Source organism: Georgenia sp. M64 (genome assembly GCF_038049925.1).
In the GTDB taxonomy this organism is placed as follows: Bacteria; Actinomycetota; Actinomycetes; order Actinomycetales; family Actinomycetaceae; genus Georgenia.
Window position 1 is genome coordinate 1,788,844 of the sequence record NZ_CP145809.1, and the last position, 21,895, is coordinate 1,810,738.

Sequence of the window (21,895 nt, forward strand, 5' to 3'; positions counted from 1 at the left end):
TCAGTTGCCGGCCGCGCGGTACCTCTCGACCACGTCGGCGCTGATGCGTCCGCGCGGGCTCACGGTGATGCCCTGGCCCACCGCCCACGCGCGGACGGCGGCGGGGTCGAACCCCCGCTTCGTGGTGCTCGACGCCGACGTCCGGCGGATCCCCACCTTCCGGGCGGCCTCGAGGTAGGGCGCCAGCGACTTCTCGAAGGCGGCGACCTCGTCGTTGGTCAGGTCGACCCGGCAGAGCACGCCCTCGTAGGAGAAGTCGACCGACCGGCCCCTGCCGCGCTCGATGGGCCTGCCGGAGAGGTCGGAGACCAGCTCGGTGATCGTCTTCGTCGCCATGGTCGTCAACCTAGCCTGCTCGGTGGTCCGTCGAGGCCGGCGAGGGCGCTGCCGTCACCGATCCTGTCGGCCGGGATGACGCTGAGGGTGCCGTCGCTCTCGAGGACGATCGCGGCGACCTCGGCCAGGGAGCCGGTACCGGTGCCGCGGACGGCCTGGCGCAGCTCGTCCATGGTGAGGCGCTGCTCGCGCATCGCCGCCGGGAGCGGCTCGCCGTCGCGCAGAACCAGGGTGGGTCCGGACGTCAGGGCGGACCGCAGACGCGGCCGCCGCGACGACGTCCAGGTCACGGCCAGCTGCAGGACCGCGAGGACGCCGAGAGCGAGCGCGCCCTCGCTCCACGAGATGTCCGAGCTGAGCAGGATGGTGGCCAGGGTCGATCCGAGCGCCACGGTGACCACGAGGTCGAAGGCGTTGAGCTTTGCCAGCGCCCGTTTCCCGGCGACGCGGAGCACGACGACGACCGTGACGTAGGCGGCCGTGCCGACGACGGCGATGCGGAGGAGGTCGGACCACGAGTCGAACCACATGCGGCCAGCCTCCCAGGGTCGCGAGCGACGTGCGGTCACCTCCGGGCCCTGTGTCACGGGAACGCCCCGATGTGAGCGCTAACCTGGCTCCGGACCCGGACAGGACGACGCCCGCGACGACGCAGGGCGAGAACGGAGCACTGCGATGGAGCACCAGGACGAGGCACAGGCACAGATCCGTGCCGCGCTGACCGAGGGGCGCACGGCGCTGGGGATCGAGCTGGGCTCGACGAACATCAAGGCCTCGCTCATCGGGCCCGACCAGGTCCCGCTCGCCAGCGGGAGCCACGCCTGGGAGAACGAGTTCGTCGACCGGGTGTGGACGTACTCCCTCGACGCGGTGTGGGCGGGCGTCCAGGCGGCCGTCGCGGCGGTGCTCGCCGACGCCGAGCAGCGCCACGGCGTCCGCCCCGCCACCGTGGGGGCGGTCGGCGTCTCCGCGATGATGCACGGCTACCTCGCCCTCGACGGCGGCGGGGAGCTCCTCGTGCCCTTCCGCACCTGGCGCAACACCAGCACCGGTGAGGCGGCCGCCGAGCTCACGGACGCGCTGGCCTTCAACGTGCCCCTGCGCTGGTCCGTCGCCCACCTGTACCAGGCCGTTCTCGACGACGAGCCGCACGTACCGCAGATCCGGTTCCTCACCACGCTCGCCGGCTACGTGCACTGGCGGCTGACGGGCGAGAAGGTGCTGGGCGTGGGTGACGCGTCGGGCATGTTCCCGATCGACCCCGCCACCGGTGACTACGACGCCGGGATGCTCGCCACGGTGGACCGACTGATCTCCTCGCACGGCGCCGACGTCCGGCTCGCCGACGTGCTGCCCCGGGTCCTGCCCGCGGGCGGCGACGCCGGGACGCTCACCGACGAGGGGGCGGCCCTCCTCGACCCGAGCGGCACCCTGCGCGCCGGGGTGCCGCTCTGCCCGCCCGAGGGCGACGCGGGCACCGGGATGGTGGCCACCAACGCGGTGGCCCCGCGCACCGGCAACGTCAGCGCGGGCACCAGCATCTTCGCGATGGTCGTCCTGGAGAGGGCGCTGGAGCGGGTGCACCACGAGATCGACGTCGTCACCACGCCGGCGGGCGACCCGGTGGCGATGGTCCACTGCAACAACGGGGCGAGCGAGCTCGGCGCCTGGGCCGGGATGCTCGGCGAGCTGGCCGCGGCGCTGGGGCACCCGGCCGAGCCGGCCGAGGTGTTCGGCGCCCTGCTGCGCAGCGCCCTGGAGGGTGAGGCGGACGGCGGCGGTCTGCTCGCCTACAACTACCTCTCGGGTGAGCCCATCACGGGGCTCGAGGAGGGCCGGCCGCTCTTCGTGCGCACCCCGGGCTCGCGCCTCACGCTCGCCAACTTCGCGCGCACCCAGGTCCTCGGCGTCTTCGCCACCCTCAGCCTGGGGATGCGGGTGCTGGCGGAGGAGGGGGTGGCCGTCGACTCGATGTTCGCGCACGGCGGCCTGTTCCGGACCGCGGGGGTGGCGCAGCGCCTGCTCGCAGCGGCGACGGGTGCGCCGGTGGCCGTCGGCACCACGGCGGGCGAGGGCGGCGCGTGGGGGATCGCGGTGCTCGCCGCCTACCGCCGGGCGGTCGCGGACGGCAGCGCGGGGGAGCGTGGCCTGGCGTCGTGGCTGACGGAGGAGGTCTTCGCGGACGTCACGCTCGACGTCGTCGAGCCGGACGCCGACGACGTGACGGGGTACGCGGCGTACCTCGAGCGCTACACCGCGGGGCTCGCGATCGAGCGGGCCGCCGTCGAGGCGGTCCACTGACCGTCACACGAGGAGCGACTGCCCGCCGTCGATCCACACCTCGGTGCCGGTGATGTGGGCGGCTGCGTCCGAGGCGAGGAACAGCACGAGGTCTGCGACCTGCTGCGCGCTGCCGGGCCGGCCGTGGGTGAGCGGGATCTGACCCTCCGGGTACTCCACCGGGACCTGGACGTCGTCGAGGTCGCGCTGCTCGGTGTTGTCGTCGATCTCGGTCTCGATGGCGCCCGGGCAGATGACGTTGACGCGCACCCGGTCCTGGGCGAGCTCGACGGCCACCATCTTGGCGAAGGCCACCTGGCCGGCCTTGCTGCTGCTGTACGCGGAGGCGCCGGTGTTGCTGAACGTCCGCGTGCCGTTGATCGAGGACGTGATGACCACCGAGCCCCCCTGCCGCCGGAGCAGCGGGGCGGCGTACTTGACCGTTATGAACGTGCCGGTGAGGTTGGTGTCGATGGTGGTGCGCCACTCGTCGACCGTCAGCTCGTCGAGCGGCGCCCACACGCCGTTGATCCCGGCGTTGGCGAGCACGACGTCCAGCCGTCCGAACCGCTCGTCGACCTGGTCGACGATGCCGGCCATGCCCGCCTCGTCGGCGACGTCCCCGCCCACCGCCATGCCGGTGCCCCCGGCGCGCTCGATCTCGGCGAGGACGTCGTCGGCGTGCTCCTTCCGGTGGCCGAGGACCACGACCGCGGCCCCGGCGCCGGCCAACGCAAGGGCAGACGCCCTGCCGATCCCCGAGCCGGCCCCGGTCACCAGCGCCACCTTGCCGTCGAGTCGCATGCGTGCCTCCTGATCGTCCGAGCCACCAGGGTGGGGCGCGTCGTGCGGGTCGGCAAGCGGGAACCCGGTTACGACGCCGGCTGGAGCTCGCCGTCGCTCTCCGCCGTGCGGTCCCAGTCACGGGGGGTGAGGTCGGGACGACGGTTCTCGTAGTCGCTGCCCAGGAGCGGCGACGAGATGAGCATGTCCGCCGTCGCGACGTTGCACGCCATCGGGACGTTCCACACGGCCCCGATCCGCAGGAGCGCCTTGACGTCGGGGTCGTGCGGCTGCGCCTCCAGCGGGTCCCAGAAGAAGACCAGCATGGTGATGCTGCCCTCGGCGATCCTGGCGCCGATCTGCTGGTCGCCGCCGACGGGGCCCGAGAGAAAGCGGTGGACGGGCAGGCCGAGCTCGAACTCGAGCATCGTCCCGGTCGTGCCGGTGGCGTAGAGCTGGTGCTGGGCGAGGGTGCCTCGGTTGTACTCCGCCCAGCGCAGCAGCTCCACCTTCATGTTGTCGTGGGCGACGAGGGCGATGTGTCGGGGCTTGATGTTCGGGCTCATGGCGAGCTCCTCCGGTCGAGCAGTGGTGCAGGACCGCCGCCGCGCCGTTGCAAGCGCCGTGGCACCAACACTGGCGCATGCCGGGCGGACTGTCACGAGTCGTGGCGCTGTCGTGCCCGGCGAACCATCGTCGTCCGTCGCTGACCTGCGCAGACGCCGCCGGAGGTGACCGAGGGCACGTACGCCGGGGTGGGACGACGTCGTCGACGCCGACGTCCCGGTCGTGTACGTCACCCAGGGACCGCGAATGCCGGACCCCCGCACCCCGGTGGTATCGGGCCTGTCCGACATGTGAGAACCGTTGACACCATGCGGACCGTCCCGCAAACTCGACACATGTCCACGGCCCGGCCTCTGAACTCGCTCTCCGCGAGCTCCGTCGACGTCTCGTCGATGTGCCGTTGCCTGTGTCGAATGTGCCGCTGACCTCTCGCGTCCGGTCCCCTCAGCTCTGAGGAGCCCCAGGCATGACGCCTGGACCGCGTGGACCCTACCGCTGCATCGCGGCGCACCCCGACACCGCAGGACCTGGCAGGAACCAGGGCGCCCGGCGTCGGCCCGGACCAGTGCATCACCGAACGCCGAAGGAATCGACGTGTCGAACCCCAGCCGTACCGACGTCCTGCCCATCCAGGAAGTGGTCGCCAAGGCCTCCCCGAGCGCGTGGCTCGACGGCCTCGTCCTCTCCAGCCGTCCCGCTGAGCTCACCGTCGTCCTGCTGGACGGCGGCGTGCGGACGCTGACCACCGGGGCCGGCGCGCCCGTGGGCGAGCCCGTCGCCGTGCACCCCGTCGCCGAGCTCGTCGCGGTCGGCGGGGTGTGGTTCTCGGCGCGAGCCGAGGTGATCGTCGAGGCTTAGGCGCTCGTCATCGACGACATCATCGACGAGCACGCCTCGACCATCGCACGGCACGCCATCGCGCAGATCCGGCAGTGCTCGGACATGGCGGCGTGCGTCTCGCACTCCGCCGCGCAGGCCTCGCCCATGCTCATGCAGGCCGATGTCATCGCGGTCATGACGGTCATGTCGTAACCGGTCGGCCGCATCATCATGCGCATCATCGCCGTCGCGACGTCGGCGGTGTTGGTACACATGGCGGCGCAGCGCCCCATGCCCTCGCCCGCATCGGCGTCGGCGCACATCGTCGCCGCCATCGCCGCCGCGGAGCACGCCTCGATGCACTGCTGCATCATGGGCATCTCCATGCCGGCCTTCTCCGCCATCGGCATGGACTTCATCATGTCGGCCATCATGTTCATCGCAGCTCGCCCGCCCTCGTCGTCACGTGACCTCTGTCACGTGACGACGTTACGCCGGGCGTGATCCGCCACGCCAGAGGGCGGTTTGCCCGGAACCTACGGTGTGAGCTCGACGTCCTCGCCGCGGAGCAGGGCCCGGAACCCGTCGTCCTGGACCGTGACGTCCCGGAGCACGAGACCCTCGGGCAGTCCTTCGAGCTCGTGCTCGATGGTGACGAGCTCGCGCACGAGCGCGGCGAGGGCACCGGAGAGGAAGGACGGGCCGCCGACGTCGATGGAGAGTGGCTCGACGACGAGGCGGCCGTCCTCGACCTCGACCGTCCCGGTGGCGACGACGGGGAGCTCCCGGCCGAGGACCTCCACGGTCCGGACGACGCTCGCCTGGCCGCCGTCGGCCTCGCGCACGGTGGTCCCCTCGCCCAGCTCGGCCGCGACGACGTCGAACGGCACGGTCGCCTCGAGGGTGAGCCTCGCCGCGACGATCCGCTCGTCGCTCGTGACCACGTCCCGGCCGACGGCGGTCACGTCGAGGAACGTCGAGCCCGCGGCCGTGACGGCGCCGGCGTCGAGGGTGAGGTCGCTCAGCCACACCTCGTCCTCGCGGAGGTCGGCCGGTGGGCCGGTGGCCGGCGACCCGGCGCCCGGCGCCGGCGGGGCGGGGTCCCGGTCGTCGCGGGCCGGCTCGGTCACCGCCCACCACGCGAGGACCAGACCGAGCGCCAGGACGAGGAGCATCGCCGTGGCGCCGATGAGCCAGTCCTTCACGCGTGCCCGGTCCATCCGCACAGTCTGGGGGGTCGGCGGCCGGCCCGCCGCCCGGCGGCGCAAGCCGGACGCGCCACGGAGCACCTCGCCGGCCCCGCACCACCGGCGGGGCGGTAGGATGACGCTGCACAGACGCGCAGTCGGGACGCCGGGAACGGACGGACCGGTGCCGGACCGTCGACCCGGCGAGCTGCCGTCCGTGGCCGGCCCCTGACCGGGGGGCCGGAGCGTTCTGCCCTGCGGGGACGAACAGATCATGGTGGGCCGCCCGCGACCGTCACGTCGATCTCCCGAGATCCGTGCGGCGGGGTCACCACCGCAGGCGGCCGGCCAGGCCGCTCGAGTCGACGGTTCCCGGGCAGCGGGTCCCCGTGGGTCCCTCACCCCGGCCGTCAACGCAGGAGGAGCACCGAGTGGCGCAGAGAGCCCAGCGACAGTCCGGCACGCGCCGTCCCCAGCGCGACCAGCGACGCGCCCGCCACCACGACAACGAGGGCATCATGCCGGTGCTCGCCCGCCTCGTCCGTGAGGTCGAGGCGTCCGTCCAGCGCGGCCGGGTGGTGCCCTCGGTGCGTTCGAAGTTCCAGGTGGTGGCCCTGCTGGTGCGCGAGGAGCGGGCCCGCCTCAAGGCGGAGACGACCCTCCCGGAGGCCCGGCGCGCCGAGGAGCTCAAGCGCCTGGACGGCATCGCGGGGATCCTGGCCCGGACCGCGGTGCGTGACTCCTCCCTCATGGCGCTGCTCGACGACGACGCGGTGGTCTCCGACGCGGCGAAGGAGCTCCGGCGCGAGCTGCTGCAGGGCCTGGGCGTCGAGGTCGAGCCCGACGAGGACGACGAGCCCGAGGCGGTCGAGACCGCGGCGACCGCACGGCGGGTGGTGCCGCAGTCGGTCGTCTCGCGCCAGCTCGCCAACCCCTTCCTCGCGCCCGACTACTCCGCCGCCGGACGGCGGGCCGTCCGGCCGCGACGCCTCGCCGGCTGGGAGCTGCTCGGCCCGCTGTTCCGATCCTTCGAGCTGGGTGGGGCGTCGTCCTGCATGGACCTGCCCGAGCCGTCGCCGGTGCGCCTGCCGGGCGGCCTGGAGCTCATGCCGCACCAGGCGCGGGTCGTCGCCGCGGCCGCGGCGGGGCACCGCACCTTCCTCCTGGCCGACGAGCCGGGCCTGGGCAAGACGGCGCAGGCGCTGCTCGCCGCGCAGGCCGCCGACGCCTACCCGCTCCTCGTCGTCGTGCCCAACGTCGTCAAGACGAACTGGGCCCGGGAGGTCGGGCTGTGGACGCCCCACCGGCGGGCCACGGTCGTCCACGGTGACGGGCACACCGTCGACGCGTTCGCCGACATCGTCGTCGTCAACTACGAGGTGCTCGACCGGCACGTCGGCTGGCTGGGCGACCTGGGGTTCCGGGGCATGGTGGTCGACGAGGCGCACTACATCAAGAACAAGAGGTCGCAGCGCTCCCAGCACGTCCTGGAGATCGCCGAGCGGATCCGCTTCCGCACCGGCAACCCGCTGCTCATGGCACTGACGGGCACCCCGCTCATCAACGACATCGAGGACTTCCAGGCCATCTGGGAGTTCCTGGGCTGGATCGACGACAAGAAGCCGCTCGGCGAGCTCATGGCCGCGCTGGAGGAGACGGGTCTGACGCCCGCCGACCACGAGTTCTACGCCGCGGCGCGGGCGGCGGTCATCGACCGGGGGATCGTGCGCCGGCGCAAGATCGACGTGGCCGCCGACATCCCGGCCCGCCGGGTCGCCGACCTGCCTGTCGAGCTCGACGGGGAGGCCGGCCGCTCCGTCCGGGCGGCCGAGCAGGCCCTGGCCCGGCGCCTCGTGCGGCGGTACGACATGGCGCTCGAGGCGCGGCACGGCGCCGAGGTGGTCGAGGGCCTCGACCTCGAGCTCGTCCGCCAGGTCGCCCGGTGGGAGCGCAACGACAAGGCCGCGGCGAAGTCGGACGAGAACGTCTTCTCCATGATGCGACGCATCGGCGAGGCGAAGGCGGGTCCCGCGGCGGACTACGCCGCCCAGCTGGTGCGCAGCGTCGGCAAGGTGGTCTTCTTCGCCAAGCACATCGACGTCCTCGACGCCGCGGAGGAGACCTTCGCCCAGCGCGGGATCCGGTACGCGTCCATCCGGGGCGACCAGACGGCGTCGGCCCGGCAGAAGCACATCGACGCGTTCACGAACGACCCCGACGTCGCCGTCGCCGTCTGCTCGCTCACGGCCGCGGGGGTGGGGATCAACCTCCAGGTCGCGTCCAACATGGTGCTCGCGGAGCTGTCGTGGACCGACGCGGAGCAGACCCAGGCCATCGACCGCATCCACCGCATCGGTCAGGCGGAGCCCGTCACCGCGTGGCGGATCATCGCCGCGCAGACGCTCGACGCCAAGATCGCCGAGCTCATCGACGCCAAGGCGGGCCTCGCCGCCCGGGCGCTGGACGGGTCGGACGAGGAGATCGGGTCCTCGAGCGACGTCCAGCTCGACGCGCTCGTCGCCCTCCTCACCGACGCGCTCACCGAGCGCGCCGCCGGGTAGCGGCGCGGCGTCAGCGTCGCGCCAGGGCGCCGGCCATGCGCTCGACCGCCTGCTCGAGCAGCGGCCGCGGCAGCGCGAAGTTCAGGCGCACGAAGCCCCGGCCGGCGCGGCCGCACGCCGCGCCGTCGGTCAGCGCCACGTCCGCCTCGTGGAGGAAGAACTCCTGGGGCGACGTCAGTCCCAGCGTTCGGCAGTCGAGCCAGGCCAGGTAGGTCCCCTCCGGCGGGATGTAGCCGACCTCCGGCAGGCGCTCGGCGAGCAGGCGGCGCAGCAGCGTCTCGTTGCCCCGCAGGTACTCCTTGACCTCCGCGAGCCACTCCCGTCCCTGGTCGTACGCGACCGTCGCGGCGATCGCCCCGAGGGTTCCCGTGAGGTTCTGGGTCCGGCCGCCGACGGCGTCCCACCGCTCGAGGTCGGCATCGGCGGTGAGGACGAGCTGCCCGCACTTCAGGCCGGGCATGTTCCAGGCCTTGGAGGCCGAGGTCGCGGTGATCGTGTGGCCCGCCGCGACGGGCGAGACGTCGGCGTAGGGCAGGTGCCGGCGTCCCGGGCCGACGAGGGGCGCGTGGATCTCGTCGGCGAAGACCCGGCCGCCGTGGCGGGCGACGAGCTCGGCGACGGCGAGAAGCTCGTCCCGGTCGAACACCCGCCCGGTGGGGTTGTGCGGGTTGCACAGGACGAGCAGCTCCCCGCCGGCGGAGAACGCGGCGTCGAGCGCCTGGAGGTCGTGGACGTACCGGCCGTCGACGACGCGGAGCGGGACCTCGAGCACCTCCCGGCCCAGCACCGGTGGCAGGGTGAGGAACGGCATGTACGCCGGCGTGGGCACGATGACGGGCGAGCCCGGGGAGGTGAAGTGCTCGACGGTCGCCTGGAGACCGGCGAGGACGTCCCCGACCGGCCGGACCCGGTCCGGCTCCACGGCCCAGCCGTACTCCTCGAGCATCCACCCGGCGGTGGCGCGGGCCATCTCCTCGGCCACGCCGCGCGAGACGTACCCGAGCTCGCCGCGCTCCACCGCCCGGAGCAGGGCGGCCGTGACCGGCGGTGCCGTCCCGAAGTCCATCTCGGCGACGAACGCACCGATCTTCCCGGGGTAGCGCGTCCACTTCTCGCTGGACGCGGCCCAGTCGGCGGAGAGGTCGTCGAGGGGGTGAACCATGGCGCCATGTCTACGCCGCCCGGCTCAGGGCCGGCCGGGTGTGCCAACCGGTGGAACGCCGTCGTGCTGGGCCGCCGCCATCCGGGAAGATCACGGTGGCCCAGGCGTGCGCCGACGATCTGCGGTAGGGCTCACGCGCGAGCCGCGGGCGGGTGGACACCCGCGGGCCGCCCGCACCACCCCGACCACGGAGGACGACATGCCCGAGCTGCCCCAGCCAGCCATCGACCCGGCTGGCCTGCGTCCGGCCACCCTGGCCGTGCGGGGCGGGCAGTACCGCAGCGCCTTCCAGGAGACCTCTGAGGCGCTCTACCTCACCCAGGGCTACGTCTACGACCGGGCCGCCGACGCCGAGGCCGCCTTCGCCGAGGAGATCGAGCGCTACACGTACTCGCGGTACGCCAACCCCACGGTGACGACGTTCGAGGAGCGCCTCGCGCTCATCGAGGGCGCGGAGGACTGCTGTTCCACCGCCTCGGGCATGTCCGCCGTGTTCACCACCCTGGCGTCGCTCGTCTCGAGCGGTTCCCGGATCGTCGCCGCCCGGGAGCTCTTCGGCTCCTCGCTGGTCGTCCTCGACGACGTCCTCGGACGCTGGGGCGTGCGCACCGACTACGTCCGCGGCACCGACCTCGACCAGTGGGCCCGCGCCCTGGCCACCCCGGCGGACGTCGTCCTCCTCGAGTCGCCCTCGAACCCCATGCAGGACGTGCTCGACCTCCCGGAGATCGCCCGCCTCGCCCATGCGGCGGGCGCCGTCGTCGTCGTCGACAACGTCTTCGCGACGCCGGTCCTTCAGCGCCCGCTCGAGCTCGGCGCCGACGTCGTCGTGTACTCCGCCACCAAGCACATCGACGGGCAGGGCCGGGTCATGGGCGGGGCGGTGCTCGGCAGCCGTGACCTCGTCCGTGGACCGTTGCAGCAGATGGTCCGCAACACCGGACCCACGCTCGCCCCGTTCAACGCCTGGGTGCTCACCAAGGGCCTGGAGACGATGGCGCTGCGGGTGCGGGCCCAGAGCGCCGCCGCGCTCGACCTCGCCACGTGGCTCGAGGAGCAGCCGGGGGTGGCGTCCGTGCGGTACCCGTTCCTGGCCTCCCACCCGCAGCACGCGCTGGCCCGCGCGCAGATGAGCGGCGGCGGGACCGTGGTGACGATGACCCTCGAGCGCTCGGGCGGCGACGACGAGCACGAGAAGGACCGCGCCTTCGCCTTCCTCGACGCCCTGCGCGTCATCGACATCTCCAACAACCTCGGCGACGCGAAGTCCCTCGTCACCCACCCGGCGACGACCACGCACCGCCGCGTCGACCCGGCGGTGCGCGCGGAGCTGGGCATCACGGCGACGACGGTCCGCCTGTCCGTCGGCCTGGAGGACGTCGAGGACCTGCGCGAGGACCTCGACGGCGCGCTGGCGGTCCTCCGCGGCGGCGACCGTCCCCGCGCAGCGGCGAAGATGGACCCGTGAGACAACGACGAGCGATCTTCCTCGACGTGGACGGCACGTTCGCCGACCGCGGCGTCGTCCCGGCCGGGCACGTGGCAGCGGTGCGCGCCGCCCGCGCCGCGGGCCACCTGGTCCTGCTGTGCACCGGCCGGCCGCGCTCCATGCTGCCCGAGCGCATCCTCGAGGCCGGCTTCGACGGGTTCGTCGCCGCTGCCGGCGGCTACGTCGAGGTGGCGGGGGAGGTCCTGGTGGACCGGCGGTTCCCGGCCGCGCTCGCCGCCCGGGTCGTGGAGGTCCTCGACACCCACGACGTCGCCTACGTCCTCGAGGCGCCCGACGCCCTCTACGGCCCGGTCGGCATCGACGAGCGGCTGCGGTCGCTCCTGTCCGGCCAGCTCGGCGGCGACGACGAGCAGGAGGGCCCGGTGGACATCCTCCGGGCGCTGCGCATGTCGGCGGACCTCACCGGCGCCTCGTTCGGGAAGGTCACGATGTTCGACTCCCCGGTGCCGGTCGCCTCGCTCGGCACCACCCTGGGCGAGGAGGTCGGGGTGCTGCCGAGCTCGATCCCGGGCATGGGCGACTCGGCCGGCGAGCTGTTCCTCACCGGCGTCCACAAGGCCGCCGGCATGGCGGTGGTCGCCGAGCACCTCGGGGTCGCGCAGCACGACACGGTCGCCTTCGGTGATGGTCTCAACGACCTCGAGATGCTCCAGTACGCCGGCGTCGGCGTGGCGATCGAGGGTGCCGACCCCAGGGTGCTCGCCGTCTCCGACCGGACCGCCCGAGGACCCGGCGAGGAGGGCCTCGCCGACGCGTTCGCCGCGCTCGGGCTCCTGTGAGCCGATGACACCCGGGGACCACTGAGGGGGTCCGAAGGTCCTCCGAGTGCGGCGTCAGGCGACCGGACAATGGTGGCGTGAGCACCAAGGCCCCCTGGTCCAGCCCGACACCGGCGTTCGCCCGCGCCCGCCAGGCGTTCCAGCAGCGTCGTGAGGCCGAGCGGCGTCGCGCCGAGCCCGCCCGGCGGACCGCGGCGCCCCGCCGGAGCGGCACCTCGGAGCGCCACGGAGGCTGACCGTGCGGGCGTCGGCGTTGCCGCCCACGGCGGGCCGGAGGACAGTGGGACGGGCAGGGCCGCCACGACGGCACCCTCGCGCCCCAGCCCGAACCCACCGCACGCAGCCGGACCGGCCGCCGGACCGGCGAGAAGGGACCTGCCATGGCGTTCACGATCGGCTACTTCGTCGGGAGCCTCGCGACCGGCTCGATCAACCGCACCCTGTCCAAGGCGCTGATCCGGCTCGCTCCCGAGGAGCTCGAGTTCACCGAGATCCCCATCAAGGACCTCCCGCTGTACAGCTACGACTACGACGCCGACTTCCCGCCGGAGGGTCGGGCGCTCAAGGAGGCGATCGAGGCCTCCGACGGGATCCTCTTCGTCTCCCCGGAGTACAACAGGTCCATCCCCGGCGCCCTCAAGAACGCCATCGACTGGGGTTCGCGGCCGTGGGGGACCAACTCGTTCGCGCGCAAGCCCACCGGCATCATCGGGGCCTCGCCCGGAGGCATCGGCACCGCGGTGATGCAGTCCTCGATGCGCAGCGTCCTGAGCTTCCTCGACGCGCCCCAGCTCAACGCCCCCGAGGCGTACATCACCTACAAGCCGGAGGTGTTCGGCGACGACGGCGAGGTGACGGATGAGCCGACGGCACAGTTCCTGCGGCACTACATGGAGGAGTACTCCGCGTTCGTCCAGCGCGTGCTGGCCGTGACGGCGCCCGGTCACATCGGCGACGAGGACCCGACCTCGCGCAAGTGAGCCGGGCTCGCGCGCGGGGCGCCGGCCGGTGCGTGCGCGCGGCTGGCCGGGCCTGCTCGCGCGGCTGGCGGGCTCGCGCGCGTGCGGCGGGCCGCCGCGGCTAGGCTTCGACGATGAGCAACCGGGAGACCGCGCCGGTCGAGACGCTCTGCGTCAGCGGTGACGGCACCGCGGGCGTCGAGCTGTTGGAGCCTCGCGACGTGCCCCTCGGCGGGCCGCGCGCGATGGGGGTGCGCCGCACGCTGCCGCAGCGGCGCCGCAGCCTCATCGGCGCCTGGTGCTTCCTGGACCACTACGGCCCGGACCGGGTGGGCGAGACCGGCGGGATGTACGTCCCGCGCCACCCGCACACCGGCCTGCAGACCGTCAGCTGGCTCTTCTCGGGGGAGATCGAGCACCGTGACTCCGCGGGCCACCACGCGCTCGTGCGCCCGGGTGAGGTCAACCTCATGACGGCCGGCCGGGGGATCAGCCACTCCGAGCTCTCGACGGCCGGCACCGAGGTCCTCCACGGGGCGCAGCTGTGGGTGGCGCTGCCCGACGCCGCCCGGCACACCGCTCCGGGGTTCGAGCACCACCGGCCCGAGCCCGTGTCCGGACCGGGCTGGGAGGTCCGGGTCTTCCTCGGCTCGCTGGCCGGGAGCGTCTCGCCGGTGCGCACGCACACGCCGCTCCTCGGCGCCGAGGTGCTGCTCCGGCCCGGTACCGAGCTGCGGCTGGACGTGGCGACCCCGTTCGAGCACGGCGTCCTCGTCGACGACGGCGACCTCGCCCTCGACGGCCGGGCGGTGCCGGTGGACCACCTCGCCTACGTGCCGACCGGCCGCACCGGGATCACGCTCGCGGCGGGGGAGCGGCCCGTCCGGGCCCTGCTCATCGGCGGCGAGCCGCTCGGTGAGCAGATCGTCATGTGGTGGAACTTCGTCGGTCGCGACCACGACGAGGTGGTGCGCTACCGGGCGGAGTGGATGGCCGAGATCGGCGCCGACGGCGACGTCGTGACCGACGACCCGGCGCTCGTCGGCCCCGGCGGTGAGCGGCTGGCCCGCTTCGGCACCTTCCCGCCCGGGGAGCCCCCGCCCCTGCCCGCACCGGAGCTGCCGCAGGTGCGGATGCGCCCGCGGGGCTGAGCACCGTCGCCCTTCCTGGTGTCGGTGCGCCGTGGTTGTCTGGGTCCACCGACCGAGGAGGACCCGTGGCGGCCACCGTCCAGATCACGTTCGACGCCCACGACCCCGGCACCCTCGCCCAGTTCTGGGCGCAGGTGCTCGGCTACGAGCTCGACCCGCCCCCGCCCGGGTTCGCCACCTGGGACGAGGCGCTGGAGGCCTGGGGCGTCCCCCCGGAGCGTCGCAACGACCGCTCGGCGCTCAGCGACCCCGAGGGCGCAGGACCCCGGCTGTTCTTCCAGCGCGTGCCCGAGGGCAAGACGGCGAAGAACCGCGTGCACCTCGACGTCCGCGCGGCACCGGGGCTCACCGGGGAGGAGCGGATGGCCGTGCTCGAGGCCCGGTGCGCCGACCTCGTGGCGATCGGCGCGCGGCGCGTGACCCGGTTCGAGCCGGACGCGATGGACGCCGGCTGGATCGTCATGCAGGACCCCGAGGGCAACGAGTTCTGCCTGGACTAGCTCGCGACGGCGTCGGCGTCTGCGTCGGCCCGGCTCCGCAGGTGCTGGACCGCCTGGCGGAGGGCGCCCGCGACGTCGTCCGGCCCGCCGACGACCTCGTACTCCACCGCCCGCCCGGGCTCCCCCCGGTGGAGGTAGTGCAGGACCCAGCCCTCGCGGCGCCGCCAGACGAGGACGGGGGCGCCGAGGGTGCTCGGGTCGTCGTCCGGTTCGAACCGGACGTCCAGGGTCGTCGTCGCGCTCATGCCCACCTCCGGGGATTGCCAACACTTTGCTCAAGCAACACTGTGGCGTGAGACTAGCGTGGTCCGATCAAGACCCGGGCGGGACGTTCGGCCCGGCGGCCGCGCGGAGGAGGGACCGCAGGACCCGGCGGGTGTGGGGCTCGTCGAGCACCTCGCCGACCCAGGCGGCGGAGTCCGCCCGGTCCGGCGAGCGGACGTTGGGCGCCAGCCAGTCCTCGGCCGCGACCTCGGTGATGTGCCCGAGCTGGGCGATGAGCATGGTGAAGTGACCCGGCCGCTCGACCCGGCCGGGTCCGCCCGCGTCCTCGTACGCCGCGAGCAGCGCGCGGACGCGACCGGGATCGGTGCGGGCGAACTCGAAGAGCACGGCCGCGAGCTCGTTGCTGGGGTCGGCCGGCCCGGCCTCCTCCCAGTCGATGACGCACAGGCCGTCGGTGGTGGGCAGGAGGTTGTCGGCCCACAGGTCGCGGTGGCAGGTGCGCAGCGTCCGTGGCGGCTCGATCCAGGACTCGAGCGCGACGAGCTCGTCGCGCAGGGCGGCGAGCCGGCCGGCGAACGGGGCGCCCCCGGCCCGCAGCCTCTGGAGCAGGTCGTCCCACCGGTCGGCGCCGACGGGAGCGTGCGACCAGGGGTCCGGGGGGACGCTGGGACCGTCGTCCCGCACCTGGTGCAGGGCCCCGAGCACGGCCCCGACCAGGTCGGGGTCCACGAGGGGGTCGGGCGGGAGGAGGTCCACCCACTCGAAGACGCGGACCGGGACGCCCCCGACCTCGGCCAGGACCTGTCCCTCGGTCGTGCGCACGACCGCCGGGGTCGGCACGCCGGCGGTGTGGGCGGCCTCCTGGAAGTGGGTCGCGGGCAGGACCTCGGCCTCCCGGCGCGGGCGGAACGAGGTCTTGACCGCCCAGGCGCCGTCGCTGGTGGTCAGGCGCCAGACCTCGCCCTGGCGCCCGCGCGCCACGGGCCCTGCCGACAGGCGCGGCGCGGCGCCGAGCCCGAACCGTCGGGCCACCTCCGCCGCCTCCACGGGCCCACTGCACCACACCGGCGCGCCGTGGGGTAGTGGTACGGGTGATCCGGGCCCGGCGGGGCCGCCGCCGGTTGCGGCGCACGGGGGTCTCAGCGCGGCGGCAGGTACGTGTCGACGAAGTCGTTGCGGAACGTCCCGGTCGGGTCCAGGTGGTCGGCCAGCGCGGCGAAGTCGCCGATCCGGGGGTACGCGGACCGCACCACGTCGGGCGCGATCGTGAAGACCTTGCCCCAGTGCGGCCGCGGCGCGTACGGCGCGAGAGCCTCCTCGACGGCGGGCAGCACCGCCGCGACGCCGCCCGGATCCTTGTGCCACGTGAAGTGCAGCGCGACGCTGTCCCGTCCGTAGGCCGGGCTCAGCCAGAGGTCGTCGGCCGCGACCGTGCGCACCTCGGAGACGTGCAGGACCGGCGCGACCCGCTCCCGGAGGCCCCGTAGCGCCGTGAGCGCGGCGGCGGCGTCGGCGCGGGCGACGAGGTACTCCGACTGGATCTCCTCGCCGCTGCTGGGGGTGAAGGCGGCACGGAAGTGGGGGAGTCGCTCGTGCCACGGACCGGGGTCCCCGCCCTGGACGGTGCAGCTCTCGGCCGGCATCCCGGGCACGGGGTGGACCGGCCCGGCGGCGAGCCGCGCGCCGTGGAAGGTCGTGGCCCGGGGAGCCCAGGGCTGGTCCGTGCCGGCGTCGTCGGGGCGGTGCTTGAGCCAGACCTGGTCGACGTCGTCACCGCGCCAGCGGGTGAACAGGCTGACGCTGTACGCCCCGGCCAGCACCTCGTCGAGCTCGTCCTGGCCGAGCGACGTCGCCGGCAGGTCCTCGTAGACGACCTGGCTGACGTCGTACGTGGGGACGACGTCGAGGGTCAGGCGCACCACGACGCCGAGCGACCCGAGGGCGACGACGGCGCCGGGGAAGTCCTCCGGGTCGTCCGCGCGGCTCAGCGTGCGCAGCTCGCCGTCGCCGGTGACGAGCTCCACGGCCGACACGGCGGAGGCGAGGCCCTGGTTCGTGACCCCGGAGCCGTGCGTGCCGGTCGCACACGCCCCGGCCACGGAGATGTGCGGCAGGGACGCCATCGCCCGCAGCGCCAGACCCGCCCGGTGCAGCCGCTCGGCGAGCTCGCCGTAGCGCACGCCCGCCGCGACGGTGACCCGCGAGCGGGCCGGGTCGATCTCGACGGTCGGCGGCAGCCCCGCCACCGAGACGAGGTCCGCGGTCGTGTCCGCGACGCGGCTGAACGAGTGCCCTGTGCCGAGGGCCCGGATGCGCTCGCTCGTCCTCACGAGCTCCTGCAGCTCGGCGACCGAACCGGGGCGGTGGACGGCGCGAGCGCCGAAGGTCAGGGTCCGGGCCCAGTTCGTGAGGGGCGCGGCAGGGGTGGCGGTCATCGTCGGCCTCCGGGGACGTGGGTTCTGGTCGTGGACGCCGTGCCCGCCCGGGCTGTCGGGCAGGAACGCGAGAACCCCAGCACCGAGGGTGCTGGGGTTCTCGAGGTCTACGCGCGAGGCGTCAGAGCGGACGGACGTTCTCCGCCTGCGGGCCCTTGTTGCCCTGCGTGACGTCGAACTCGACCTTCTGGTTCTCCTCGAGCGAGCGGTACCCGGAGGTAGAGATCGCCGAGTAGTGGACGAAGACGTCCGCGGTGTTGTCGTCGGGGGCGATGAAGCCGAACCCCTTCTCAGCGTTGAACCACTTGACGGTTCCGGTGGCCATGGCTACTCCTTCTAGAGCGGTCAAACGACCCCGCGTGTCGGGGCCGCTTGTCACGGTGTTTCTCTGTCTGCTCCGCAAAGGAATAGCTAACCCGGACGGGTCCGGGGGCACACAAGACTTCGACGCACTGCAACTGTTCCCTGAGCCTACGGCAATCCCGGCGGTTGTGCGAGCGCCCGGGTGTGGGGCGTGTCTCCACGGACCTGCCGCCTGAGACGGACGTCGCACCGGGGGCGGGCCGAGGTCTGGTTTACTAAGGTAATGCTTACCTTACCTACGCCGACGGTCGGCGTGCGCAAGGACGACCGACCCGCCTACCGCCCCTTCGCGGTCCGTGTGCGCGCCGTGCGCGAGCTCACCCCGCACTTCGTCCGTGTGACCTTCGCGGGCGCGGACCTCGCGTGGTTCGGCACCGACGGCCTGGACCAGCGGGTCAAGCTCGTCCTGCCCGGGCCGGACGGCACCCTCCCCGACGTCGGTGCCGAGGACCCCGAGGTCATCCTCGCGGGCACGTGGTACGCCAGGCTCCGGGCGCTGGCCGACCCGCCGCCCTTCCGGACCTACACGGTCAGGCACGTTCGCCCCGACGCCGGGGAGATCGACGTCGACATGGTGCGCCACGACGACGCCCACGGGCCGGCCGCGCGCTGGCTCGCCGGGGTGCGGGCCGGCGACGAGGCGGTCGTCGTCGGCCCGGACGTGCGCTCACGCAGCTCCGCCACGGGGATCGACTGGGCCCCCGGCAGCGCCGCCGACCTCCTGCTCGCCGGTGACGAGACCGCCGCGCCGGCGATCTGCTCGATCCTGGAGTCCCTCCCGGCCGGGCGTCGCGCCCGGGCCTTCATCGAGGTGCCCACGGCCGCGGACGCCCTCGACGTCACCGTGCCGGCCGGCGCCCAGGTCACGTGGCTCGGCCGCGAGGGCCGGCCGCACGGCGACCTCCTCGTCCCCGCCGTCCAGCAGTGGGTGGGCGCCAACGCCGAGGTGGTCGACGACGCCCGCGCCGTCGCGGCGCAGACCCTCGACGACGTCGACGTCGACCGCGAGACCCTCTGGGACTCGCCCGTGGTGCAGGTGCTGCCGGTGGACCTGTGCGGCCGCGGGGGCGAACGGTGCGGGAGCGACTTCTACGCATGGTTCGCGGGGGAGGCCGCGGTCATCCGCGCGCTGCGCCGGACGCTCGTCTCCGAGACCGGCGTGTGCCGGCGCCGGGTCGCGTTCATGGGGTACTGGCGCCTCGGCCGCGCCGAGGCCCAGTGAGCCCCGCGGCGTCCTTGGAGAGGTCGCAGGCGCGGTCCACGTCGCCCCGGACGCCCGCGACCGGGGCGGCGCCGCCGAGGACGGCACCGGCGAGCTCGGGCGCGGCGGGCTCGCGCGCGGCGAGGCCGAGGCCCGTGCCCTCGCGGACGCGGCGGGCGACCGGGCTGCTGCTGGCCGGAGCCGTGCTCGCCCTGGTCGTCCTCGCCTCGCTCGCCCTCGGTGCGCGCGACATCGCCCCGGGCGTGGTCCTCGGCGCGCTCGTCGACCCGACCGGCAGCACGGACCACGCCGTCGTCCTCGACCAGCGGCTGCCCCGCACGGTCGTCGGCCTGGCCGCCGGTGCCGCCCTGGGCCTGGCGGGCACGGTGATGCAGGGCATCACCCGCAACCCCCTCGCCGACCCCGGCCTCCTGGGCATCAACGCCGGCGCCTCTCTCGCCGTCGTGCTCGCCACCGCCGTCGTGGGCGTCACGAGCCCGTCGCGGTTCATCTGGTTCGCCCTGGCCGGCGCCGCCGTGGCCGCCGCGATCGTCTACGGCGTCGGTGCCATCGGCCGCGAAGGGGCGACCCCCGTCAAGCTCGCCCTGGCCGGCACCGCGGTGACGGCCGGGCTCACCTCGGTCATCACCCTCCTGCTCATCACCGACACCGACACCATCGCCGCCTACCGGCGCTGGTCGGTGGGCTCCCTCGCCGGACGCGACCTCGACACCGTCGTCACGCTCGTGCCCTTCCTCCTCGCCGGGGCCGGGCTGGCCCTGGTCACCGCGCGCGCCCTCAACCTCCTCGCCCTCGGCGACGACCTCGCTCGCGGCCTGGGGCAGAACGTCCATCTCGCCCGGGCGGCCGCCGCGGGCGCGGTGGTCCTCCTCGCCGGCGCGGCGACGGCCATGGCGGGGCCGGTCGTCTTCGTCGGCCTCGTCGTCCCGCACCTCGCCCGTCCCCTCACCGGCCCCGACCACCGGTGGCTCCTGCCGTACTCGGTGGTCCTGGGGCCGGTGGTGCTCCTCGCCGCCGACGTCGTCGGGCGGCTCGTCCTGCGCCCGGGCGAGCTCGAGGCCGGCCTCGTCGTCGCCGTCGTGGGAGCCCCCGCGCTGGTCGCGATCGTCCGGCGCACCAAGGTGGCCGGCCTGTGACCGCCGCGACGGCTCTCGCCGGGACGGCCGCGCCCCGGCCGGCCCCCGACCCGCCGGGTGCGCTGCGCCGGGCGGTGCGCCGCCGGCGGCTGGTCCTCGCCGCGCTCGTGGCGGCCGGCCTCGTGCTCGCCTGGGTCACCCTCACCGTCGGCGGGTACGCCGGCGACCTCCTCCGCCTGGTCTCCGGGCAGGCCGGGGCGGGGGAGTCCTTCGTGCTCGAGCGGCTGCGGCTGCCCCGCCTCGCGCTCGGCGCCGGGGTGGGCGTGGCCCTGGCCCTGTCGGGGGCGCTGTTCCAGACCGTCCTGCGCAACCCGCTCGCCAGCCCGGACATCCTCGGCGTCAGCGGCGGGGCGAGCCTGGCGGCCGCGGCGGCGATCCTCCTCGGCGGGCTCTCCGGCGCCGGCGTCTCCCTCGCGGCCCTCGCGGGGGCGGTCGTCGCCGCCGTCGCGATCTACCTGCTCGCCTGGCGCGACGGCGTCTCGGGCTACCGCTTCGTCCTCATCGGCGTCGCCGTGGCATTCGTCGTCAACGCGGGCCTGGGCTACCTCGTCAGCCGTGCGGGCATCAACGACGTGCGGGAGGTGCTCGTGTGGACGGTCGGGAGCATCGGCACCCCCGCCTGGGACGAGGTCGCGGTCCTCGCGGTCGCGCTCGCCGCCCTGGTCCCTGGTGTGGCGCTGCTCGCCCCGCGGCTGCGGATCCTCCAGCTCGGCGACGACGCCGCCGCCGGGCTCGGGGTCCGGGTGGAGACCGCCCGGCTGACGGCCCTCGGGGTCGCCGTCGCCCTGGCGGCCGCGGCGACGGCGCTGGCCGGGCCGGTGGCGTTCGTCGCCTTCGTCAGCGCCCCCGTCGCCCGGCGCCTGCTGCCCGGGCTGGCCCTGGTGCCGAGCGCCGTCGTCGGGGTCGTCCTCGTCCTGGCGGCCGACCTCGCCGGGCAGCACCTCCTCGCCCAGCCGGTACCGGTCGGGATCGTCACCGGGGTGGTCGGCGCCCCCTACCTGCTGTGGCTGCTGGCGACCGGCAACCGGGAAGGACGCGGAGCATGAGACCCGCCCACCACCTCCAGGCGCGGGGCCTGAGCCTGGCCTACGACGGCGACCTCGTCGTGCGCGACCTCGACCTCGTGGTGCCGGACGGCGCCACCACGGTGGTCGTCGGGGCCAACGGCTGCGGCAAGTCCACCCTGCTGCGGGGACTGGCCCGGCTCCTGCGGCCGCGCGCCGGGCAGGTGCTCCTCGACGACGCGCCCGTGCACCGGATGCCCGCGAAGGAGGTGGCGCGCGTCGTCGGCATCCTGCCCCAGTCGCCGACCGCCCCGGAGGGCATCACGGTCGCCGACCTCGTGGGCCGGGGCCGCTACCCCCACCAGGGCTGGTTCCGGCGGTGGAGCAGCACCGACGACGACGTCGTGGCCGCGTCGCTCGCCGCGACGGGCACCGCGGAGCTGGCGGCCCGCCGGGTCGAGGAGCTCTCGGGCGGCCAGCGCCAGCGGGTGTGGATCGCGATGGCGCTCGCCCAGGACCCCGACATCCTCCTGCTGGACGAGCCCACCACGTTCCTCGACGTCGCCCACCAGCTCGACGTGCTCGACCTGCTGCGCGCCCACAACCGCGAGCGCGGGACAACCGTGGTCATGGTCCTGCACGACCTCAACCTCGCCGCGCGCTACGCCGACCACCTCGTCGTCATGGCGGACGGTGAGGTGGTGGCGGCGGGCGCACCGGACGAGGTGATCACCCCGGACCTGCTGCGCCTGGCGTTCGGTCTCGACGCCGAGGTCCTTCCCGACCCGGTCACCGGTGCGCCCATGGTCGTCCCGCGCGGCCGGGTGACGCAGGTCACGTCCTGACGGCTCGGTGTCCGGTCCGATTTAGGTAAGGTAAGGCTTGCCTAAGTCGCCGACCGGCGACGTTCGTCCGG

Annotated in this window: 24 protein-coding genes; 13 read left to right on the forward strand and 11 right to left on the reverse strand. The window is 74.2% G+C overall.

Annotation, left to right across the window (positions count from 1 at the left end; translation table 11 throughout):
- Positions 1-336, reverse strand: coding sequence for an Lsr2 family protein (locus tag AAEM63_RS08080; protein ID WP_341361029.1), 336 nt, complete (start codon positions 334-336; stop codon positions 1-3).
- Positions 337-341: 5 nt separating this feature from the next.
- Positions 342-866: a YetF domain-containing protein gene (locus AAEM63_RS08085; RefSeq protein ID WP_341361030.1), complete on the reverse strand. Its 525-nt coding sequence runs from the start codon at positions 864-866 to the stop codon at positions 342-344.
- Positions 867-1,011: 145 nt separating this feature from the next.
- Between AAEM63_RS08085 and AAEM63_RS08090 the strand changes: the two genes are divergently transcribed.
- Positions 1,012-2,637, forward strand: coding sequence for an FGGY-family carbohydrate kinase (locus tag AAEM63_RS08090; protein WP_341361031.1), 1,626 nt, complete (start codon positions 1,012-1,014; stop codon positions 2,635-2,637).
- 3 nt (positions 2,638-2,640) lie between these two features.
- Here AAEM63_RS08090 and AAEM63_RS08095 read toward each other — a convergent pair whose 3' ends face one another.
- Entirely contained in the window at positions 2,641-3,420 is a 780-nt protein-coding gene (locus AAEM63_RS08095) for an SDR family NAD(P)-dependent oxidoreductase (protein WP_341361032.1), read from the reverse strand.
- A 68-nt stretch (positions 3,421-3,488) separates the two neighbouring features.
- Complete coding sequence (locus AAEM63_RS08100) at positions 3,489-3,965, reverse strand: methylglyoxal synthase (RefSeq protein WP_123918487.1); 477 nt, start codon at positions 3,963-3,965, stop codon at positions 3,489-3,491.
- 595 nt (positions 3,966-4,560) lie between these two features.
- On the opposite strand from AAEM63_RS08100, the gene AAEM63_RS08105 reads away from it, so the two are divergent.
- Positions 4,561-4,824, forward strand: a complete 264-nt coding sequence (locus tag AAEM63_RS08105; protein WP_341361033.1) for a nuclease — start codon at positions 4,561-4,563, stop codon at positions 4,822-4,824.
- Here the strand turns inward: AAEM63_RS08105 and AAEM63_RS08110 are convergent.
- Positions 4,821-5,225, reverse strand: a complete 405-nt coding sequence (locus tag AAEM63_RS08110) for an aldehyde dehydrogenase (RefSeq protein ID WP_341361034.1) — start codon at positions 5,223-5,225, stop codon at positions 4,821-4,823. The genes AAEM63_RS08105 and AAEM63_RS08110 overlap by 4 nt on opposite strands.
- A 96-nt stretch (positions 5,226-5,321) precedes the next feature.
- Positions 5,322-6,005, reverse strand: a complete 684-nt coding sequence (locus AAEM63_RS08115) for an LmeA family phospholipid-binding protein (RefSeq protein WP_341361035.1) — start codon at positions 6,003-6,005, stop codon at positions 5,322-5,324.
- A 398-nt stretch (positions 6,006-6,403) separates the two neighbouring features.
- On the opposite strand from AAEM63_RS08115, the gene AAEM63_RS08120 reads away from it, so the two are divergent.
- The gene (locus AAEM63_RS08120) at positions 6,404-8,533 is read left to right on the forward strand and encodes a DEAD/DEAH box helicase (protein ID WP_341361036.1); all 2,130 of its coding nucleotides are present in this window, start codon (positions 6,404-6,406) and stop codon (positions 8,531-8,533) included.
- 10 nt (positions 8,534-8,543) lie between these two features.
- On the opposite strand, the gene AAEM63_RS08125 is transcribed toward AAEM63_RS08120, so the two are convergent.
- Positions 8,544-9,695, reverse strand: coding sequence for an aminotransferase class I/II-fold pyridoxal phosphate-dependent enzyme (locus tag AAEM63_RS08125; protein WP_341361037.1), 1,152 nt, complete (start codon positions 9,693-9,695; stop codon positions 8,544-8,546).
- A gap of 199 nt (positions 9,696-9,894) precedes the next feature.
- Here AAEM63_RS08125 and AAEM63_RS08130 point away from each other — a divergent pair, with 199 nt between their 5' ends.
- From AAEM63_RS08130 to AAEM63_RS08155, 6 genes are all read left to right on the forward strand, one after another.
- On the forward strand, positions 9,895-11,163 hold the full coding sequence (locus tag AAEM63_RS08130) for an O-succinylhomoserine sulfhydrylase (protein ID WP_341361038.1): 1,269 nt from the start codon (positions 9,895-9,897) through the stop codon (positions 11,161-11,163).
- A complete protein-coding gene (locus tag AAEM63_RS08135; protein ID WP_341361039.1) occupies positions 11,160-11,984 on the forward strand; it encodes an HAD family hydrolase in 825 nt (274 codons plus the stop codon). Before AAEM63_RS08130 ends, AAEM63_RS08135 begins: the two co-directional genes overlap by 4 nt.
- Positions 11,985-12,061: 77 nt before the next feature.
- Positions 12,062-12,220, forward strand: a complete 159-nt coding sequence (locus AAEM63_RS08140) for a hypothetical protein (protein ID WP_341361040.1) — start codon at positions 12,062-12,064, stop codon at positions 12,218-12,220.
- A gap of 144 nt (positions 12,221-12,364) precedes the next feature.
- The gene (locus AAEM63_RS08145; RefSeq protein WP_341361041.1) at positions 12,365-12,964 is read left to right on the forward strand and encodes an NADPH-dependent FMN reductase; all 600 of its coding nucleotides are present in this window, start codon (positions 12,365-12,367) and stop codon (positions 12,962-12,964) included.
- 113 nt (positions 12,965-13,077) lie between these two features.
- On the forward strand, positions 13,078-14,094 hold the full coding sequence (locus AAEM63_RS08150; RefSeq protein ID WP_341361042.1) for a pirin family protein: 1,017 nt from the start codon (positions 13,078-13,080) through the stop codon (positions 14,092-14,094).
- Positions 14,095-14,159: 65 nt separating this feature from the next.
- Entirely contained in the window at positions 14,160-14,594 is a 435-nt protein-coding gene (locus AAEM63_RS08155; RefSeq protein WP_341361043.1) for a VOC family protein, read from the forward strand.
- Here the strand turns inward: AAEM63_RS08155 and AAEM63_RS08160 are convergent.
- From AAEM63_RS08160 to AAEM63_RS08175, 4 genes are all read right to left on the reverse strand, one after another.
- Positions 14,591-14,839 carry a hypothetical protein gene (locus tag AAEM63_RS08160; protein WP_341361044.1) on the reverse strand — a complete coding sequence of 83 codons (249 nt, stop codon included), beginning with the start codon at positions 14,837-14,839 and terminating at the stop codon, positions 14,591-14,593. The genes AAEM63_RS08155 and AAEM63_RS08160 overlap by 4 nt on opposite strands.
- Positions 14,840-14,906: 67 nt before the next feature.
- A complete protein-coding gene (locus AAEM63_RS08165) occupies positions 14,907-15,851 on the reverse strand; it encodes a phosphotransferase (RefSeq protein WP_341361045.1) in 945 nt (314 codons plus the stop codon).
- A gap of 107 nt (positions 15,852-15,958) precedes the next feature.
- Complete coding sequence (locus tag AAEM63_RS08170; RefSeq protein ID WP_341361046.1) at positions 15,959-17,254, reverse strand: FAD-binding protein; 1,296 nt, start codon at positions 17,252-17,254, stop codon at positions 15,959-15,961.
- Between the two features lie 121 nt (positions 17,255-17,375).
- Entirely contained in the window at positions 17,376-17,579 is a 204-nt protein-coding gene (locus AAEM63_RS08175; protein WP_123918513.1) for a cold-shock protein, read from the reverse strand.
- 261 nt (positions 17,580-17,840) lie between these two features.
- Between AAEM63_RS08175 and AAEM63_RS08180 the strand changes: the two genes are divergently transcribed.
- From AAEM63_RS08180 to AAEM63_RS08195, 4 genes are all read left to right on the forward strand, one after another.
- Positions 17,841-18,839 carry a siderophore-interacting protein gene (locus tag AAEM63_RS08180; protein WP_341361047.1) on the forward strand — a complete coding sequence of 333 codons (999 nt, stop codon included), beginning with the start codon at positions 17,841-17,843 and terminating at the stop codon, positions 18,837-18,839.
- 134 nt (positions 18,840-18,973) lie between these two features.
- Positions 18,974-19,975, forward strand: a complete 1,002-nt coding sequence (locus AAEM63_RS08185) for an iron ABC transporter permease (RefSeq protein ID WP_341361048.1) — start codon at positions 18,974-18,976, stop codon at positions 19,973-19,975.
- The gene (locus AAEM63_RS08190; RefSeq protein ID WP_341361049.1) at positions 19,972-21,021 is read left to right on the forward strand and encodes an iron chelate uptake ABC transporter family permease subunit; all 1,050 of its coding nucleotides are present in this window, start codon (positions 19,972-19,974) and stop codon (positions 21,019-21,021) included. Before AAEM63_RS08185 ends, AAEM63_RS08190 begins: the two co-directional genes overlap by 4 nt.
- Entirely contained in the window at positions 21,018-21,824 is an 807-nt protein-coding gene (locus tag AAEM63_RS08195; RefSeq protein ID WP_341361050.1) for an ABC transporter ATP-binding protein, read from the forward strand. The genes AAEM63_RS08190 and AAEM63_RS08195 overlap by 4 nt, the downstream gene beginning before the upstream one ends.
- Positions 21,825-21,895 lie beyond the last annotated feature (71 nt).

Bases quoted from the DNA above. Each gene is read 5' to 3' on its own strand.
- AAEM63_RS08080 (WP_341361029.1), bottom strand. From the start codon at position 336: ATGGCGACGAAGACGATCACCGAGCTGGTCTCCGACCTCTCCGGCAGG.
- AAEM63_RS08085 (WP_341361030.1), bottom strand. From the start codon at position 866: ATGTGGTTCGACTCGTGGTCCGACCTCCTCCGCATCGCCGTCGTCGGC.
- AAEM63_RS08090 (WP_341361031.1), top strand. From the start codon at position 1,012: ATGGAGCACCAGGACGAGGCACAGGCACAGATCCGTGCCGCGCTGACC.
- AAEM63_RS08095 (WP_341361032.1), bottom strand. From the start codon at position 3,420: ATGCGACTCGACGGCAAGGTGGCGCTGGTGACCGGGGCCGGCTCGGGG.
- AAEM63_RS08100 (WP_123918487.1), bottom strand. From the start codon at position 3,965: ATGAGCCCGAACATCAAGCCCCGACACATCGCCCTCGTCGCCCACGAC.
- AAEM63_RS08110 (WP_341361034.1), bottom strand. From the start codon at position 5,225: ATGAACATGATGGCCGACATGATGAAGTCCATGCCGATGGCGGAGAAG.
- AAEM63_RS08115 (WP_341361035.1), bottom strand. From the start codon at position 6,005: ATGGACCGGGCACGCGTGAAGGACTGGCTCATCGGCGCCACGGCGATG.
- AAEM63_RS08125 (WP_341361037.1), bottom strand. From the start codon at position 9,695: ATGGTTCACCCCCTCGACGACCTCTCCGCCGACTGGGCCGCGTCCAGC.
- AAEM63_RS08130 (WP_341361038.1), top strand. From the start codon at position 9,895: ATGCCCGAGCTGCCCCAGCCAGCCATCGACCCGGCTGGCCTGCGTCCG.
- AAEM63_RS08145 (WP_341361041.1), top strand. From the start codon at position 12,365: ATGGCGTTCACGATCGGCTACTTCGTCGGGAGCCTCGCGACCGGCTCG.
- AAEM63_RS08150 (WP_341361042.1), top strand. From the start codon at position 13,078: ATGAGCAACCGGGAGACCGCGCCGGTCGAGACGCTCTGCGTCAGCGGT.
- AAEM63_RS08160 (WP_341361044.1), bottom strand. From the start codon at position 14,839: ATGAGCGCGACGACGACCCTGGACGTCCGGTTCGAACCGGACGACGAC.
- AAEM63_RS08170 (WP_341361046.1), bottom strand. From the start codon at position 17,254: ATGACCGCCACCCCTGCCGCGCCCCTCACGAACTGGGCCCGGACCCTG.
- AAEM63_RS08175 (WP_123918513.1), bottom strand. From the start codon at position 17,579: ATGGCCACCGGAACCGTCAAGTGGTTCAACGCTGAGAAGGGGTTCGGC.
- AAEM63_RS08180 (WP_341361047.1), top strand. From the start codon at position 17,841: ATGCTTACCTTACCTACGCCGACGGTCGGCGTGCGCAAGGACGACCGA.
- AAEM63_RS08195 (WP_341361050.1), top strand. From the start codon at position 21,018: ATGAGACCCGCCCACCACCTCCAGGCGCGGGGCCTGAGCCTGGCCTAC.